The organism is Paraglaciecola chathamensis S18K6, from assembly GCA_000314955.1.
Classification (GTDB): Bacteria; Pseudomonadota; Gammaproteobacteria; order Enterobacterales; family Alteromonadaceae; genus Paraglaciecola; species Paraglaciecola chathamensis.
Map to the genome: position 1 here is coordinate 1 of BAEM01000008.1, position 16,549 is coordinate 16,549.

Sequence of the window (16,549 nt, forward strand, 5' to 3'; positions counted from 1 at the left end):
TTGACTTGAGTAGAACACACCTACATCGCCGCCTAGCCAATAGCAAAAAAGCAAAATATGGAGCAGAAGCGCAATATCGTATGGGGTCATAATTAGTCACTTAGTTATGAACGTCAGTATTGTTAGATATACCCCACGGCCGTTGATAAGCGCATGGCAATTATCAATTCTTGTTTAATTTGTTCTCTAAAAAATAGAAAGAGCGCTACAGCGCTGAGCTGATAGTGTTAGGGAATAACTTCGTAGCTGTACATACGCGTATCGAGGAAGCGTTGACTGCTTGGGGCAACTTCGTTCAATGAAAAAAGCGCCGGTCCAGTGGGCTCCATCAATAAATATTCTTCGCCATTTATCAGCATGCTTGCTTCATCTTTTTGAGGGGACATGGCGATACCCAATAAAGCATGGTTAGGTAAGTAGAGCATGACTAATTCGATGTCTGGGAACAGCGCACGAATAACACTGGCCATCAATACCGACTTGCTATCACAATCTCCTTGGTTGTTACTGAGCAGGGTGAAAGGTGGAGAGAAACCTGCGCCGTTAGAGGATACTCGGCTTTCCAAATCGTCATAAGGAATACTCTGTAGCCAACCTAACAATAAGTTTAGAAAAGCGCGCATGTCTGGGCTCTCAGACGCTTCGGCATACATAGCTTCGGCGAAAGGTTTTAAAAGCGTTTGGTTTTCTTTTATGTAACGCAAATGGTCGGGTTTGATGCCTTCTTGGCCCAGATAATTACTGAATTGGGTATAGTAGTGATCCTCTAAATATTGCTCGAATGCATCATCTTTGGCTTGCAGTAATTGTTTTTGGTATTTTTTTACCTGCTCTTCAGAACGACTTCGCACGCTCAGTTGCAGGCTTTCACCTATGCGCTTTATTTCGATACGCGCATCTTTGGCGTCAATTTTGTTTCGTTCTTTGAGCATGGCGATTTGCTGATAGCGGGTCACTTGTTCAGGCACAAAGCGTTTATGATGACGGTTTTTGACCTGCTCCAAAGGCAAGGTGAATGAAAACTGATGCTTTTCATTCGCATGGTCACGCCACTTGTAGCTTAATTGAACATCGTTTTCGAGAGGCGTTTTATTAAAGCTGATTTGCTCACTGTGAGCAAAGTGGATAGGGGTCATAACCACGATGATTAGCGGGAATAAAACGCTGACAACACTTTTTATATAGCGAGCTAAATAGCGGCCTGTAAGACCGCCATTGTGTTTGCCCGGACGGGCATTTTTAGCTAAGTAGTTTTTTATGCAAGAAACCATTGCGCTCTACTGCGTCAACTAACGGGATAAAACCAGCCGGCGTCGACAGGTTAATATAGCCAGTTTGACGCTCAAGTAAGATGTCATTGAATTCAGTGGGGCGATTCACCGCTGGGGTACATGCAATATTGGCAGCATCACCATTGGCGAAATGGCTGGGCCCACCAGAAGCGGCAAACGCAATATCTAATTCACTATGCTCAACGCGAGTAGCGAAACGATACTGACTTAGGTTTTTCATCACGAGCTGCATCAAGTCGCGCTCGTTGTCTATGGTGTGCAATTTACGTCGTAAAGAGTCTGACGCATGGAAAATATCAATCAAAGTAGAACTCCGTATAAAAACAGGCTATTCGCTGTCGGTTCGAGCGTGAATAATGAAGTCGTTATCACTGTCTTGGGTAATGAGGATTTCTATAGGGCTGCAACAAACCTGACAATCTACAATTTGCTGCTGATTGACATCGTTGTCTTGATCAATTTCTATATCATTGATTTCCATGCAGTATGGGCAACTGAACTCAGCGTTTGATGTAAGGCTCATTTTGGTACTCCTATATGAGCCTTATATGGTAAAGGAAGATTGGGTAATCTTCCTACCGTTTATCGTGCTTTATTTTTGAAAACTTGTTACATACTCCACAAAGGCTTTATTAGCGGCCTTGCGATCGGCAGCGATTTTTTGTACTTCAGGTAATTCGTTTAATTTTGCCATCAGGTTTTTAGCCCCAGTGGAGCCATCTAGTAAATCAACCTCATACAGCTTATGTGCAACACCAGCGGCTAAATCAACGCTGTATAAAAACATAATATCTGCCGCACTAAATGCGTCACCTGCCACATAAGGTGAGAAAGAAGCCAGTCTATTAAGCCCCGTCATGCCTCTAAATAGCGCACGTTTTACTTCTTTACGTGTTTCATCACTGACTTTTGAGCCGAAGAAAGCTTCGGGGTGGCAGCGCCGTGCTGGTAGTTCTAAATACAGTTCCATGAATTTGACCAATTCTTTGACTCTGGCTTGGGCGAACGGGTCAGCAGGGTAGAGTGGTTTATCTGGATACTTAGCGTCGAGATATTCCATGATGATATTCGTTTCAACAATGATCCCGTCTTCTGTTTCAAGGGCAGGGACTTTGCCCATCGGGCTTTTAGCTAGAAATTCAGGTTCTTGATTGGGGTAAACATTAACTACTTCGTAGTCTAGGCCTTTGTGGGCTAAGGCTAATTTGATCATGTTGAAGTAATTACTGACATCGAATCCATATAATTTAAGCATCTTGGTTCTCACTGTGGTGGTTTACCCTTCATCATCAGATAACCCGAGACGCTTCTCAACATGCAAGTAGTGATAGTTAACTATCACTGGCGTTTACCTTGGTTGTGCACGGGTTTGCGCTAGCGACTTCATTACCACTTGTGCTAACTTATGGCGCAATTAAGGTTCATCGAAAGTCACAGTTATCAATAAAAAACTCAATTTAAAACAAGTATCTCAACAGCTCGGAGTGTCTACGGCGACGGTTTCTAATGCGTTTAATCGCCCGGATCAATTGTCAGCCAAGTTACGTGAGCGGATCTTAAGGGAATCAGCTGAGCTGGGTTATCACGGGCCGAATTTTGCCGCCCGCTCATTACGAAAAGGGGCATCAGATGTAGTAGCCGTGGTCCTCGCGGATTCCATTAGCTACAGCCTTTCGGATCCTGTTGCCAGTCAATTTCTGCAAGGCGTGGCTGAGGTATTGGGTGAAAATAAGAAACAACTGTTATTGCTTTCAAGTGAATCAGACGAGCTAGAGCAAAGCAGTGCTGAGTCACTGCCTGATGGTTTTATTTTCTACGGTGCCCCTAGCGGCGATATTTTTGAGCGAGTCAGTCGCTCAGGTAAGCCAATTATTGCCGTGGACTTTGAAACTCACGATAGCGAATCTGTTAATATTAACAATGAAGAGGGGGCTTTTAGCGTTGCGAGTCACGCACTAGCTAATAAGCCGAAGCATGCTGCCGTGCTAGGCTTGCGCTTGGTCGACTCGCAACGTATCTGCCGTCTCACAGCACAAGATATGAGTGTTGAGTCAAAAGAAATATCTCGTAGTCGATTAAAAGGATATTTGCGTGCGTTTGAAGGGCAGCAATTAGCAATCTCACCTAGTCACGTTTGGCATATACCGCTTAATACCCCAGAAATGGCAGAAATAGCCGCCAAAGAGGCTTTGACCCTCAACCCTTTGCCTGAAGTGATTTTATGCATGAGTGATGTGATTGCGCTCAGTGTACTGAGAGTGGCGAACGAGCTGAATATTGCTATTCCACAGCAGGTAAAAGTGACAGGGTTTGACGATATCCCAGAGGCGCAGCGCAGCTCACCAGGGTTAACGACTGTGTGTCAGCAAAGCTCAGAGAAAGGCCGAGTGGCAACCCGGCTTTTGCTGAATAATGAGTCTAAAGACAGTGTGATACTCGATACTCGACTGGTGATTAGAGCCAGTTGTGGCTAGTTGGCTAGAATGTGTCTCAACACTTACAGCTCTTAGCTTACAACTCACAACTCACAACTCACAACTTACAGCTCAACCGGCAGCCTTAAATCCGCAAACCTAAATTCGCTGCCCTTAATTCGCAACCCACTACACGGGTTGCGAATTGAGTAACCACATCACCTGATAGGGTGCGAGGTCAAGTTCTTGAGGAGCGGGAGAAACCCGCACAGAGGACAGCAAATCTTGCCATACATCGCCATTACCCAAACCTAGTGTAATACTTGATACCCTTTGTTTATGTTCACTAAAATTACAAATGGCCAGCAAAGACGTGCCATCTTTTGCCGTGCGCTGATAAGCAAATACTGCGTTCTGGTGAGGGGTGATAATCCGAGTGCTTGCTTGACCAAAAACGCTGTATTGCTTGCGCAGACCGATAAGCGTTTTTAAGCCAGTTGCCACACAATTTTGTGGTGTATCTTTTTTCTTACTGGCTTGTATGTCGGCATCTGTTACTGGGATCCTTTGCACCCAACGTTCATCGTGTTTTTTACTGTCGTCTTGTTCGTAGCTATAATCATTAAGCAGGGCCAATTCATCACCAGAATAAATCAACGGAATACCACCGATACTTAAAATGATGCTGTGAACCATTAAAATTCGCGCCACGGCATGCTCGATCAATGTTGCATTATTTTGCTCAATACCTTGTTCTAAGCCCGCTAACGAAGCCAAAGAGCCACAGACACGGCAATCTCCGTTACTTGGGTTTTCACCGAATGCAACGCCAGTGGCAAACGAGCCCTCGAAGCGACCTGTATAGAATTGGTTAAGAAAACGACGATGATCATAACCATTCACCCCTTGTTGTCCTGCTACTGCATCATCGAAGGTCCAACCGATATCATCGTGGCAGCGTACATAATTTACCCAAGCGCAATCAGGCGATATCTCAAAGCTTTTCTGCATGGACTCAGTCAATAAATGAGTATCTCTGGTGGCTAGAGTATTCCAAATTAGTGCCATCAACAGGGGATTGTAAGACAGTTGACACTCTTGTTTGTCAATGTATTTCAGCACTTCATCAGGGTGCACAATGGCTTCAGATTTAAACACCACAGCAGGCGCAGCAATCTGCAAGCAACTGTTAAATGCTTGAATCAAACTGTGAGCTTTAGCTTGGTTTTCGCAATTTGTGCCCATTTCTTTCCAGATAAATGCCAGAGCGTCTAAGCGCAGCGCTTCGCATCCCAGATTCGCTAAATAGAGCATCTCATCTGTGATGGCATTGAACACAGCTGGATTGGTGTAATTTAGATCCCACTGGAAATTATTAAAGGTGGTCCAAACCCATTTATTGCTATCGCTATCCCAGCTGAAGTTACCACGACGCACTTGAGGAAATATTTCTCTGAGATGCTTTTCGTATTCGTCAGGCACGTGTTTGTCATCAAACATGTAGTAAAACTCTTGATATTTTTGATCACCGGCTTTGGCAGCCAGCGCCCAAGGGTGTTCATCTGATGTATGGTTAAACACAAAATCAAGTACCAGGCTAATGCCTGCTTCAGCGAGTGCTTTTGATAATTCTTCCAGATCTTTATTGGTACCGAGCGTGTCATTTACTTTGCGATAATCAGAGACCGCATAGCCACCGTCACTGTCTCCTTTAGGCGAATCATAAAGCGGCATCAGGTGTAAATAGGTTATGCCGGTTTCGACTAAGTAAGGAATGCGCTGCTGTAAGCCCTTTAAATCACCGGCGAATAAATCCACGTAGCACGCCATGCCCAACATGTTTTCACCTTGATACCAATGAGGGGCAGCCAACCTAGCATTGTCTTTTTGCTTAAGAACGTTTGAGCGTTTAGCGAATCCGTTTGCCAATGTTTGAACCAGCTGTTGTAGATAGTAAAAAAAATCATACCGCTGACCATAGATCTCTACCAATAAAGCGAAAAGCCGAGGAAATTGTTCATTTAAACGGTCAATGAACACTGCCTGCTCACGTTTGGACATTCCGCTTAAATCTAAGCCAGTTAAAATGCGCTCTAATGAGCGCTTGTATTCACGTTCTATATCCATTTCTCACCTATAAACTTATACGTTTAAGATTTAATGTTAAACTCAATTAATGATCATATTAGCCCATTAATTTGATAAATAATCAACAAATGTTTTACAAATGTTAATTTCTTTGTTAGCTTTATTACAGTTATCTTAAACGATTAAGTTAATTTTTTAAATGCTTCTACAAATCGTTTTTGACGTTACACATTATTTTATTAAACTCATGTTCAGTGCTCGGCCTTGCCCTACACTGAACATGGGGGACACTAGCCAACCCTAGGTTGACGCTAAACAGGTACTTAAGCAGGTATTAAACGGAGAAACACACATGAGCACACCCTTTAACCGTAGCGCCATATCTATGGCAATCGCTTTAACATTTAGTGCGCCCCTTATTGCACAACAAGAACAGGGTGAAAGCCCGCAAGCCGCGAATGATGCACAAGATGCCCTAGGATTTGAACAAATTGTTGTTACCGGCTCTGTGCGCGGTGGCACCAAAATGGATTCAAGTGTCTCGGTTAGTTCTATAAGCCCAGAGGATTTCGCCGTTGCTGCGCCTCGCGCAACAGCGGAAGTGTTTCGCTCAATACCGGGTATCCGTTCTGAGTCTACCGGCGGTGAAGGTAACGCAAACATTGCGGTTCGTGGCTTACCCGTAGCATCTGGTGGCGCTAAGTTTTTAGTATTACAAGAAGATGGTTTACCGGTTATGCAGTTTGGTGATGTTGCCTTTGGTAATGCAGATATTTTCTTGCGTGCTGATTCAACTATTGCCACGATTGATGCTATTCGTGGTGGTTCATCTTCAACCTTGGCGAGTAATTCGCCCGGCGGCATTATCAACTTTATAAGTAAAACAGGTGATAGTGAAGGTGGCAGCATCTCAACCACTATCGGTTTGGATTACGACACGACTCGTACTGATTTTGAATACGGTGGTGATATCAGTGACACCATGCGTTTCCACATTGGGGGCTTTTTCCGGGAAGGTGAGGGACCAAGAGAGGCGGGCTATAACGCCAATTCAGGTGGTCAAATCAAGGCAAACCTCACCAAAGAATTCGATACTGGGTTTATCCGAGTTTACTTTAAGCACCTAGATGACAAGAGTATCGGTTATTTACCTATGCCTATGTACGCCAATGGTGACTCAATTCCAGGTTTTGACGCCCAAAGTGACACGCCACACAGTGTTTACTTGCAAGATACCGTGCGTTTGAACGGTGACAATCAGATCACCCGAGGCAGTATTGCAAATGGTATGAATCCGTCGGTAACCAGTATTGGTTTTGAGGCGAATTTTGATGTCAGCGAAGATTGGACCTTAGTCAACAAATTCCGTTTTTCTGATGTTTCCGGCAGTTTTAATAGCCCGTTTCCAGCTGAAGTGGCAGACCCTACCTCTATTGCTCAGAGCATTGGTGGTGCGGGTGCATCACTTGAGTATGCAAATGGTCCAAGTGCTGGGCAAGCATTTACTGACGCGACCGGCAACGGTCTAGTTATGCGCACGCACACTTTCGATGTAGAAATGAACGACTTTGGTTCTTACGTGAATGACCTGCAATTATCGCGTAGCTTCGGCGATATCTCTGTTACTGCTGGGTATTATAAGTCTCGCCAAAACATCGATATGAGCTGGTTGTGGAACTCGTACTTGATGGAAGTAAAAGGGGATAATGCGGCGCTGCTAAACGTGGTTGGTGCAGATGGAACCCAATACTCTGAGAACGGCTTGTACGCGTACGGCACTCCTTTTTGGGGAAATTGCTGCCAACGTAATTATGACATTCAATACGATATCAGTGCTCCTTATTTAGCGCTAGCGGGTGAATATGGTGATTTTACATGGGAAGCCAGTGTACGTAGAGACAGTGGAGACGCCTTTGGCTCATACGCAGGCGCAGTCACCAGTACACTTGATGTCAACCGTGACGGGCAAATCTCTCAGCCTGAAATGAATGTAGTAGGGATTGATTTAGCTAACGCCAGTGTGGTGGATTACGACTGGGATTACACCTCATACTCTATTGGTGGTAACTATCGAGTTAACGATGATTTAGCAACGTTTGCCCGAATCAGTCGTGGCGGTCGAGCGAATGCCGATCGTTTGGCTTTCGGTAAAATTAATCAAGATGGCAGTGTGGCTACCGCTGACGCCGTGGACATGGTAAATCAAGTAGAAGCCGGGGTTAAATATCGTCAATCAGGTTTAGGTGTATTTGTGACAGGTTTCTACGCCGAAACAGAAGAGCAAAACTTTGAAGCGACCAGCCAAAAATTCTTCGATAGAGTATACGAGGCATATGGTATTGAAACGGAAGTTGCCTACACGCGTGATAACTTAACGATAAAAGGTGGCTTCACCTGGACGGACGCTGAAATTGTTGAAGACAATGTCACTCCAGATGTGGTTGGCAATACGCCTCGTCGCCAAGCTGATTTTATCTATCAGTTAACGGCGCAATACCAAATGGACATGGCCGCCGTGGGTGTGAACTTTATTGGTACCACAGATGCTTACGCACAAGATAGCAATGAGTTGAAGTTTGACGGTTATACCCAAGTCAATGCATTTGCTGATTACTACATCACTGACGCCTTAAGTGTGGCAATAAACGTTAATAACCTGTTTGATACTGTGGGTATTACCGAGGCTGAGGAAGGCGCTGTGGCTAGTGATCAAAGCATCATTCGCGCACGTTCAATTAACGGCAGAACGACGTCTATGACGTTGAAATATCAGTTCTAATCCCGAGGCTCGCTAGCCAGTAAATCACTGGCTAGCGAATGACTATTGACCAAGACATTATTGCTAAAACGAGGCGCACTAGATGCAAACTGATATTGGAGCCGCCACTGCGATGCACGAAAAAAATGTGCACTTAATACGCTGGCTGACGTATTTGATGTTTATGATGTTCGCGATGACATCTGACTCGGTGGGTGAAATCATAAAAGAAGTCAAACGTGAGTTTGATGTGAGTAATACACAAGCCAGTCTAATGCATTCGCTTTTCATGATTGGTATCGCTTTCTCAGGGCTATTTTTAGGGTTTTTAGCTGATAAATTTGGCCGCAAGAAAACCATTATCCTTGGGTTGGCACTATTTGCCCTGTCTTGTTATTTATTCTTGGTCGGTTCTAGCTTCGAATTCATTTTAGGCTTGATTACGCTTTCCGGTTTAGCGGTGGGGGTGTTTAAAACCGCCGCCCTAGCGCTGATTGGTGACATATCGCGTTCTACTAAAGAGCATACAGGCACCATGAACGGAGCCGAAGCATTCTTTGGCGTAGGTGCGATTATTGGGCCGTTGATTGTTGCTTGGATGGTACGTGAAGGCGTTGACTGGAAGTTACTCTATGTGCTCGCGGGCGGGTTATGCACCTTACTCATATTGATGGCTTGGAAAGCAGACTATCCGGTTCAGGCGCCGCCAACACACGGCCAGAAACCGGTGAGTTTTATCAGTAGCTTAAGATTGCTGAAAAACCCTTATGCTATGGGGTTCTCAATCGGGGCTTTTTTATATGTTGCCGCAGAAAGCGCCATCTACGTATGGATGCCTAGTTACCTAGTCTGTGATGCCATGAGCGTGTCAGAGTCTTTCGCTTGTTACACTGATGGGCCGCAAAAAATGCTGGCGATGTACGCGGTTTCTGTATTCTTCTCACTGCGAGCCCTTGGCCGGTTTGTCGGGATTTGGATGATGCAACGCTACAATTGGGCCTTAGTGTTAATGTTGTTTAGTCTTGCTATTACCTTGTGTTTTATCGCAGGTTTAGCAGGAGGAAAGAACGTTGCTTTGTATGCGTTTCCACTTACTGGCGTATTTATGTCAGTCATTTACCCGACCTTTAACTCAAAAGGAATTTGCTGCTTTGCTAAAAGTGAGCATGGCACTGTGGCTGGGGTGATTTTATTCTTCACCGCCGCAGGGGCAGCAGCAGGGCCATTTATTATGGGCTTAGTCAGTGATGCCTTCGGCGGAGATGCAAAATACGGATTTATGGTAGCAACTGGGTTTAGTGTGGTGTTGTTTTTAGGCCTGTTATATAACTTTGTTTTTAACCCCACCGAGAAACGTTTACGTGAAATCGAAGCAGTAGAATACAGCTAGGGATCATATCGCCTTATGCCATTATTTTGCGCTGGTATGTTGCGCTGGTGGTGAAAACGAAGCTGTTATTCTTGGCTGAGATTTCAGGCTAATTATGTCAAGATCCTGAGTGAGCAATGCGTTATACTGCGCCGGTCTTAACAAGTTAGGTGATATATGAAAGTTTGTGGTGTTGAATTAAACAGTAATGATGTAAATGTGTGCTTGTTGTCTTTGGCAGATGACGTGTTTCAGTTGCCAGATTTTCGCAGCCGCCGTCTCACATTAACCAACATCAATAGCAGTAAAGATTTACGCTATTTTCAGCAGACCTTCGCCAAACTAATGGCTGATTACCAGGTAGATAAAGTGGTTATTCGCCAGCGGCCGATGAAAGGCAAATTTGCTGGAGGCGCGGTGGGCTTTAAACTTGAAGCCGCAATTGAGCTTATTGAAGATTTAGACGTGGTGATCATGTCACCAACAGATATAAAAGAATCATTACGTCGTAACCCAGTGCATATTCCCTATGCTGAAACAGGGCTGAAAGTGTTTCAAGAAACCGCGTTTAATACCGCGTTCGCTTATTTGATGAAAGACAAATACGCGCCGAAAGATGAATAACGCTCAGGTACAGTGACAATTCAGAATTGAAAAAAGGCGCTTAGCGCCTTTTTTTGTACCTGCTTAAGTAGGTTTGAATAACCGCTACATGACTGATAATGATTTAAGCACTAAGCGCACACCGAGCCCTACAGAGACTAAAAACACGATTGCGCCCAAGCTATTAGCGACTAAGCCATTGGTGTGTTTACCCAGCAGCGCTTTGTTGTTCATGGTGTAAAGTAAGAAGGCAGCAATGATGGGCAGCAACAAGCCATTGGCAAACTGGGCACCAATGATGATGTTAATTGGCTTGGCACCACTTAAAGCGAATACCACGCCCACCAACAGCACACTTAAGCTAACGCCGCGAAAGATTTTCTCTTTTATGTTGGCGTTCGGGTTAATGATTTCGGTAATCGCATACGCTGTTGCTAAGGGCGCAGTCAACGAACTACTCAACCCTGCGGCGAAAAGCCCAGCGCCTAATAAATATTTCGAAAAGCTACCGAATAAAGGCTCTAACTGAATGGCCATATCGGCGGCGCTACTGGCCCCTAAACCGCGAGAAAATAAGCTTGCGGCGGCGGTTGATACAATAAACATGGCAACCAAGCCGCCTAGGCCAATGGATACAATTGAATCTGTTCGCGCTGCGGGTAAGTCGGCTTCACCTTGCCAGCGGGCTTTCGCGGCAGAGGCATGTAAAAAGAGGTTATAGGGCACAACGGTGGTGCCAATTAAGGCAACCACAGTCACTAAGCTTTCATTCTCTATGCTTGGGGTAAACATACCTTGCATGAACGCAGCTAGATCTGGGCGACTGACAATAAAGGTACTGATAAATGCTACTCCCATGAACAGCACCAACGCCATAAGTAGACGCTCTACTTGCTTGTAGCTGCCGCGCCAAAGTGCAAGTGCGGCCACAAGAGCAATGATGATAATGGTCCATGTGAACACATTGTCGCTCGGTTCATCGAGTATCGCACTTACCCCAAGAGCCGCCCCAGACAAATTGCCCGCTTCGTATGCGGCATTGCCGCCATATAATGCTATCGCGATAAGCGCAAATAACGGCCACTTCCAGATGGAATGTTGCAAGCTTTCTCGCAGGGCTTCACCTAAACCTTTTTGCGCTATGGTGCCCAATCGGCCAGACATTTCTTGGAAAATAATGGTTGCAACAGTGGCGAACAGTAACGCCCACAACAAGGTATATCCAAAATTCGCCCCGGCTAATGTACACACAGTCACTGTGCCCGGGCCAATAAAGGCCGCGGCTACTAAGGCCCCAGGCCCTACGTTTTTTAAAAAGTTCAGTGACGCCATATTAGGTGTTCCCTTTGTGTTCGCTTGAGCGAATCTAATTCAGTTGAGCCTTATCTACGTGGAGCAAGCATATCAGTTAGCTTTGTTGCTAGGTCAACTTAGCAACATAAAAAACGCATATCAACATTATATTTATAAAATGTTGATAAATTATCATCGAATGGTTAGATTGAAGTTAAGCACATCTTTATCGAGTTACCCAAAGGGATAAAAACATGACACGTACTGCCAGCGAACATTCTACTCCTGAACCGCAATCTTCTTCAGATACGGCTAATACAGATGCCCAGCGCTGGGACTTTTGGGTAGATAGAGGCGGTACGTTTACTGACATTGTGGCCAAAACCCCCCAAGGGCAGCTACTGACGAGAAAGCTGCTATCTGAAAACCCAACCGCTTACGAAGACGCCGCTTTACAAGGTATTCGTGACTTTCTTGAGGTTGACGGCCAAGCTCCTATTCCTACGGATCTCATTGGTAGCGTTAAAATGGGTACTACCGTGGCCACCAACGCGTTGCTAGAACGTAAGGGCGAAGCCACCGTACTTGTGATCACCGAAGGTCTGCGCGATGTGCTTGAAATCGGTTATCAAGTGCGCCCTAAAACCTTCGCTTTGAACATCGAAAAGCCAGAGGTGTTGTATCAAGACGTGATCGAAGTGCCTGAGCGTATGGATGATCAAGGCAACACGCTCAAGGCTTTAAATGAAGACGCTGTGCGTCAAAGCCTGCAACAGCGATATGTAGCAGGGTATCGTTCAGTAGCCATAGTGCTGATGCATGCTTATAAATACCCACAGCACGAGCTGCGTATTGCGCAAATTGCCAAAGAAATTGGTTTTAGCCAAATTAGCACCAGTCATGATGTGAGCCCTATGGTGCGCATCGTGCCACGAGGGGATACCACAGTGGTTGATGCTTATTTATCGCCCATTTTGCGACGCTATGTGCAGCGAGTGGGGAAAGCCATTGGTGCTGAAACACGTGCTGAGCAAGCAGGCTCGACGGATAGCAAGCGCCTACAGTTTATGCGCTCATCAGGGGGCTTAACTGCTGCCAGCAAATTTCAGGGGCGTGATGCGATTTTATCTGGCCCTGCAGGGGGCATCATTGGCGCTGTGCGTACCAGTGAATTAGCGGGTTTTAATAAAATAATTGGCTTTGATATGGGCGGTACATCCACAGACGTATCTCACTATGCTGGTGAATTTGAACGTGCCTTTGAAACCCAAGTGGCGGGTGTGCGTATGAGTGTACCCATGATGAGTGTGCATACGGTAGCCGCCGGTGGTGGTTCGGTGCTGCATGTGGATGAGCAGCGTTTTCGAGTAGGTCCTGAATCAGCGGGCGCATTTCCTGGCCCCATGTCTTATCGAAACGGCGGGCCCCTGACAGTGACTGACGCCAACGTGTGTTTAGGCAAAGTCGACCCGCGATTTTTCCCCAAGTTGTTTGGCCCACAGCATAACCAAGCTATCGATGATGAAGCGGTAAAAGCGGCCTTTGCAAAGATTGCGCAGCAACAAGGTACAGCCAGTAGCGGTGAGCAAATAGCGGAAGGGTTTTTAACCATAGCAATTGAGCATATGGCCCAAGCGATCAAGAAAATTTCTATTGAACGGGGCTATGACGTGCAGCAGTACGCATTGACCTGTTTTGGTGGTGCGGGTGGTCAGCACGCATGTTTGGTAGCAGACAGGCTAGGCATGCACACTATCTTTATTCACCCCTTCGCCAGTATTTTATCAGCCTATGGCATGGGGTTAGCGGATATTCGCAGTCAGCGCACTGAAACCTTTCAACAGGTGATGGATACCAGTGGACTCGAAGCATTAAACGCGGCTTTCGCGCGGTTAAAAACGCACACCAGCGAAGAGCTGCTAGAGCAAGGAATAGATGAAAGCGCGCAAACCCATAGTGCAACGGTATTTTTACGTTATCAGGGAACCGATACTACTTTACCTGTCAGCCATGGCGCTATGGACAAGATGCAACAAGACTTCGAGACGCAGCATAAGGCCCAGTATGGCTTTATCTCTCCTGATAAAGAGATCATCGTTGAATCTATTTCCATGGAATCTGCTGGTGGCGGGCAAGATATTAATGAGCCACTTTATCCACTGACGAACGATGTGTTGCCCGCTGCGCAAAACAGCACGCAAATATTCTCTGCAGGGGCTTGGCACAACACGCCTATTTATCAACTGGAACAATTACTACCAGGGCATAACGTGCCGGGGCCGGCGATTATCATTGAGGACAATGGCACAGTGATTGTTGAGCCAAACTGGACCGCCAGCATGACAGCCCATAAGCATTTAGTGCTGAAAAAGAACGTTACTGGCGCCTTAGAAAACGACAACAACCAAGATCAAAGTTCTGTAGCGGCTTCAGCAGCTAGTGAGCAAAGCGATCCTGTACTGGTAGAAATATTCAATAACCAGTTTATGTCTATAGCGGAGCAAATGGGTATCGTGCTGCGCAATACGTCTTCTTCGGTCAACATCAAAGAGCGGTTAGACTTTTCCTGTGCGGTATTTGATGTACAAGGCCAGTTAATCGCTAACGCACCTCATATACCAGTGCATTTGGGCTCCATGGATGCCACGGTTAAAGTGTTGATTCAAAGTGGTTTGAGCATTGAACCAGGGGACGTGTTTATTCATAACGACCCGTTCAATGGCGGCTCACACTTGCCTGATGTTACTGTTATTACCCCCATTTTTGATAAACAAGATGACAAGGTGATCTTCTACGTGGCAAGCAGGGCGCACCACGCTGATATAGGCGGTATTGCACCTGGCTCTATGTCACCGAAAGCGAAAACCATCGTTGAAGAAGGGGTGGTTATTCCTTGCATGAAGCTGGTATCAAAAGGGCGTTTTTTACATGATGAGCTCAAAGCATTAATGCTAGGGGCGACTCACCCTGTGCGCAATTTCGCCCAGAATGTGGCCGACCTACAGGCGCAGATTGGGGCGAATCGCCGAGGTTATCAAGAGCTGCTTAAACTGGTCGACGAATACAGCTTGCCGGTGGTCAATGCCTACACCCAACACATTATGGATAACGCAGAAGAAAGCGTAAGACGCACCATAGAGACTATTGAAGGTGGCGAGTATCGCTATCAAATGGACGGTGGCTTACAAATTTGTGTAACCGTTGAAGTTGATCAGCAAGAACGTAGCGCCCGTATCGATTTTACGGGTACAAGCGCCCAGCAACCAAATAACTTCAATGCGCCCGCTGCGATCACTCAAGCGGTGGTACTGTATGTGTTTCGCTGTCTGGTCGACAGTGATATTCCTCTTAATGCAGGTTGTATGCGCCCCCTTAGTATTACCGTGCCACAAGGCTCTATGCTCAATCCTGTTTATCCCGCGGCTGTGGTTGCGGGTAACGTTGAGGTTAGCCAAGCAGCGACGAATGCCTTATTTGGTGCGTTAGGCTCGCTGGGTATGAGCCAAGGCACCATGAATAACCTGACCTTTGGAAATGCAGAGTATCAATACTATGAAACCATTTGTTCGGGTGCGCCTGCAGGGCCGGGCTTTGACGGGGCTGCGGCAGTGCATACTCACATGACCAATTCGCGCCTAACAGACCCTGAAATACTTGAATCACGATACCCAGTATTGCTGGATAAATTTGTTGTGCGCCGAGGTTCAGGAGGTAAAGGCCAGTGGGATGCTGGGGATGGAATTGAAAGGCGCATACGCTTTTTAGCTGATATGCAGTGCGCTATTTTATCGGGGCATCGCGAAGTCCCTCTGGCCGGCGTGAATGGCGGCGAGTCAGGGGAACTTGGGCATAATTGGATTGAGCGAGACGCGCAGCCATGGTTCGATTTAAGCGGTAACGGTGAAACCCAAGTACAAGCAGATGACGTAGTGGTGATACAAACGCCCACCGGAGGCGGTTTTGGCGCGCTTGCCGATAAAAAATCAGCTTCGCCTGAGCAAGGGGAATGAAGGTGAGTCAAAAGAATAAAGCACCCGCTGAATCAACTGAACGCGAAGGCTCAATGAGTCAAACGGATAAAGTGGCAAGGGGCGAACCTCAGCGAAAAATCGTCTCATCTGAGCATTTAGCATCAGATGAAAACTGGCCACTGTCGGAGGTCGAATACGGCATGACAGTGGTGTATAACGCGTTTTCCCAGTGGATGGTGCGCTGCGCCAATGCCGCTGGTATCGGTGAGCTGGCGGTGTTAGATATTTTAATATTGCACAACATCAATCATCGAAACCGTGAAAAGCGTCTGAGCGATATTGCCTTTATATTAAATATCATTGATACCCATACAGTGAACTACGCGATAAAAAAACTGCTCAAATTGGAACTGGTCACAGGAACAAAACGCGGAAAGGAAATTTTTTACGCAACGTCGCCTAAAGGTAAAAAAGCCTGTGAAGATTACGGCCGAGTGCGCGAACAATGTTTACTCGACGGGCTAAAGATGCTCGATGTAGATCAACAGGAGTTGGCTAAGCTGGCTTCTACCCTCAGATCCATGTCTGGCTTGTACGACCAAGCCTCTCGAGCTGCTGCTTCTTTGTAATAATTTGTATGCTTTGAGCCGCATTTCTGACTAAGTGCGGCTTCAAATACCTGCCAACCCCGTATTTTATAGTGCATTAACACTTCTATAACATCTGAATATGGTCACTCATAGTTAGATTCAATTTATCTT

The 16,549-nt window shown here is 46.0% G+C and carries 12 protein-coding genes; 6 read left to right on the forward strand and 6 right to left on the reverse strand.

The window, feature by feature from the left end; genetic code table 11:
* Nucleotides 1-227: 227 nt before the first annotated feature.
* The 4 genes from GCHA_RS03340 to GCHA_RS03355 form a co-directional block, all read right to left on the reverse strand.
* Nucleotides 228-1,271, reverse strand: coding sequence for a hypothetical protein (locus GCHA_RS03340; RefSeq protein ID WP_007985034.1), 1,044 nt, complete (start codon nt 1,269-1,271; stop codon nt 228-230).
* The gene (locus GCHA_RS03345; protein ID WP_007985038.1) at nt 1,240-1,596 is read right to left on the reverse strand and encodes a hypothetical protein; all 357 of its coding nucleotides are present in this window, start codon (nt 1,594-1,596) and stop codon (nt 1,240-1,242) included. The genes GCHA_RS03340 and GCHA_RS03345 overlap by 32 nt, the downstream gene beginning before the upstream one ends.
* Before the next feature lie 24 nt (nt 1,597-1,620).
* Nucleotides 1,621-1,815 (reverse strand): zinc ribbon domain-containing protein, encoded by a 195-nt coding sequence (locus tag GCHA_RS03350; protein WP_007985042.1) that lies wholly within the window; start codon nt 1,813-1,815, stop codon nt 1,621-1,623.
* A 69-nt stretch (nt 1,816-1,884) separates the two neighbouring features.
* Nucleotides 1,885-2,547 carry a glutathione S-transferase family protein gene (locus tag GCHA_RS03355; RefSeq protein WP_007985043.1) on the reverse strand — a complete coding sequence of 221 codons (663 nt, stop codon included), beginning with the start codon at nt 2,545-2,547 and terminating at the stop codon, nt 1,885-1,887.
* 184 nt (nt 2,548-2,731) lie between these two features.
* Between GCHA_RS03355 and GCHA_RS03360 the strand changes: the two genes are divergently transcribed.
* Nucleotides 2,732-3,766 (forward strand): LacI family DNA-binding transcriptional regulator, encoded by a 1,035-nt coding sequence (locus GCHA_RS03360; RefSeq protein ID WP_083881817.1) that lies wholly within the window; start codon nt 2,732-2,734, stop codon nt 3,764-3,766.
* A 129-nt stretch (nt 3,767-3,895) separates the two neighbouring features.
* On the opposite strand, the gene GCHA_RS03365 is transcribed toward GCHA_RS03360, so the two are convergent.
* Nucleotides 3,896-5,833, reverse strand: coding sequence for an alpha-amylase family protein (locus GCHA_RS03365; protein ID WP_007985047.1), 1,938 nt, complete (start codon nt 5,831-5,833; stop codon nt 3,896-3,898).
* Nucleotides 5,834-6,146: 313 nt separating this feature from the next.
* On the opposite strand from GCHA_RS03365, the gene GCHA_RS03370 reads away from it, so the two are divergent.
* The 3 genes from GCHA_RS03370 (at nt 6,147) to GCHA_RS03380 (ending at nt 10,545) form a co-directional block, all read left to right on the forward strand.
* On the forward strand, nt 6,147-8,573 hold the full coding sequence (locus GCHA_RS03370; RefSeq protein WP_007985048.1) for a TonB-dependent receptor domain-containing protein: 2,427 nt from the start codon (nt 6,147-6,149) through the stop codon (nt 8,571-8,573).
* Between the two features lie 82 nt (nt 8,574-8,655).
* Nucleotides 8,656-9,942 (forward strand): MFS transporter, encoded by a 1,287-nt coding sequence (locus GCHA_RS03375; protein WP_007985050.1) that lies wholly within the window; start codon nt 8,656-8,658, stop codon nt 9,940-9,942.
* 156 nt (nt 9,943-10,098) lie between these two features.
* Nucleotides 10,099-10,545: a DUF3010 family protein gene (locus GCHA_RS03380; RefSeq protein WP_007985051.1), complete on the forward strand. Its 447-nt coding sequence runs from the start codon at nt 10,099-10,101 to the stop codon at nt 10,543-10,545.
* 84 nt (nt 10,546-10,629) lie between these two features.
* On the opposite strand, the gene GCHA_RS03385 is transcribed toward GCHA_RS03380, so the two are convergent.
* Complete coding sequence (locus GCHA_RS03385; protein ID WP_007985053.1) at nt 10,630-11,856, reverse strand: Nramp family divalent metal transporter; 1,227 nt, start codon at nt 11,854-11,856, stop codon at nt 10,630-10,632.
* Between the two features lie 215 nt (nt 11,857-12,071).
* On the opposite strand from GCHA_RS03385, the gene GCHA_RS03390 reads away from it, so the two are divergent.
* Nucleotides 12,072-15,827 carry a hydantoinase B/oxoprolinase family protein gene (locus tag GCHA_RS03390; RefSeq protein ID WP_007985057.1) on the forward strand — a complete coding sequence of 1,252 codons (3,756 nt, stop codon included), beginning with the start codon at nt 12,072-12,074 and terminating at the stop codon, nt 15,825-15,827.
* A complete protein-coding gene (locus tag GCHA_RS03395) occupies nt 15,824-16,417 on the forward strand; it encodes a winged helix DNA-binding protein (RefSeq protein ID WP_013754758.1) in 594 nt (197 codons plus the stop codon). The genes GCHA_RS03390 and GCHA_RS03395 overlap by 4 nt, the downstream gene beginning before the upstream one ends.
* Nucleotides 16,418-16,549 lie beyond the last annotated feature (132 nt).

Excerpts from the sequence above, each read along its gene's own strand:
- GCHA_RS03340 (WP_007985034.1), bottom strand. The coding sequence starts at position 1,271 with ATGGTTTCTTGCATAAAAAACTACTTAGCTAAAAATGCCCGTCCGGGC.
- GCHA_RS03350 (WP_007985042.1), bottom strand. The coding sequence starts at position 1,815 with ATGAGCCTTACATCAAACGCTGAGTTCAGTTGCCCATACTGCATGGAA.
- GCHA_RS03355 (WP_007985043.1), bottom strand. The coding sequence starts at position 2,547 with ATGCTTAAATTATATGGATTCGATGTCAGTAATTACTTCAACATGATC.
- GCHA_RS03365 (WP_007985047.1), bottom strand. The coding sequence starts at position 5,833 with ATGGATATAGAACGTGAATACAAGCGCTCATTAGAGCGCATTTTAACT.
- GCHA_RS03370 (WP_007985048.1), top strand. The coding sequence starts at position 6,147 with ATGAGCACACCCTTTAACCGTAGCGCCATATCTATGGCAATCGCTTTA.
- GCHA_RS03375 (WP_007985050.1), top strand. The coding sequence starts at position 8,656 with ATGCAAACTGATATTGGAGCCGCCACTGCGATGCACGAAAAAAATGTG.
- GCHA_RS03380 (WP_007985051.1), top strand. The coding sequence starts at position 10,099 with ATGAAAGTTTGTGGTGTTGAATTAAACAGTAATGATGTAAATGTGTGC.
- GCHA_RS03385 (WP_007985053.1), bottom strand. The coding sequence starts at position 11,856 with ATGGCGTCACTGAACTTTTTAAAAAACGTAGGGCCTGGGGCCTTAGTA.
- GCHA_RS03390 (WP_007985057.1), top strand. The coding sequence starts at position 12,072 with ATGACACGTACTGCCAGCGAACATTCTACTCCTGAACCGCAATCTTCT.
- GCHA_RS03395 (WP_013754758.1), top strand. The coding sequence starts at position 15,824 with ATGAAGGTGAGTCAAAAGAATAAAGCACCCGCTGAATCAACTGAACGC.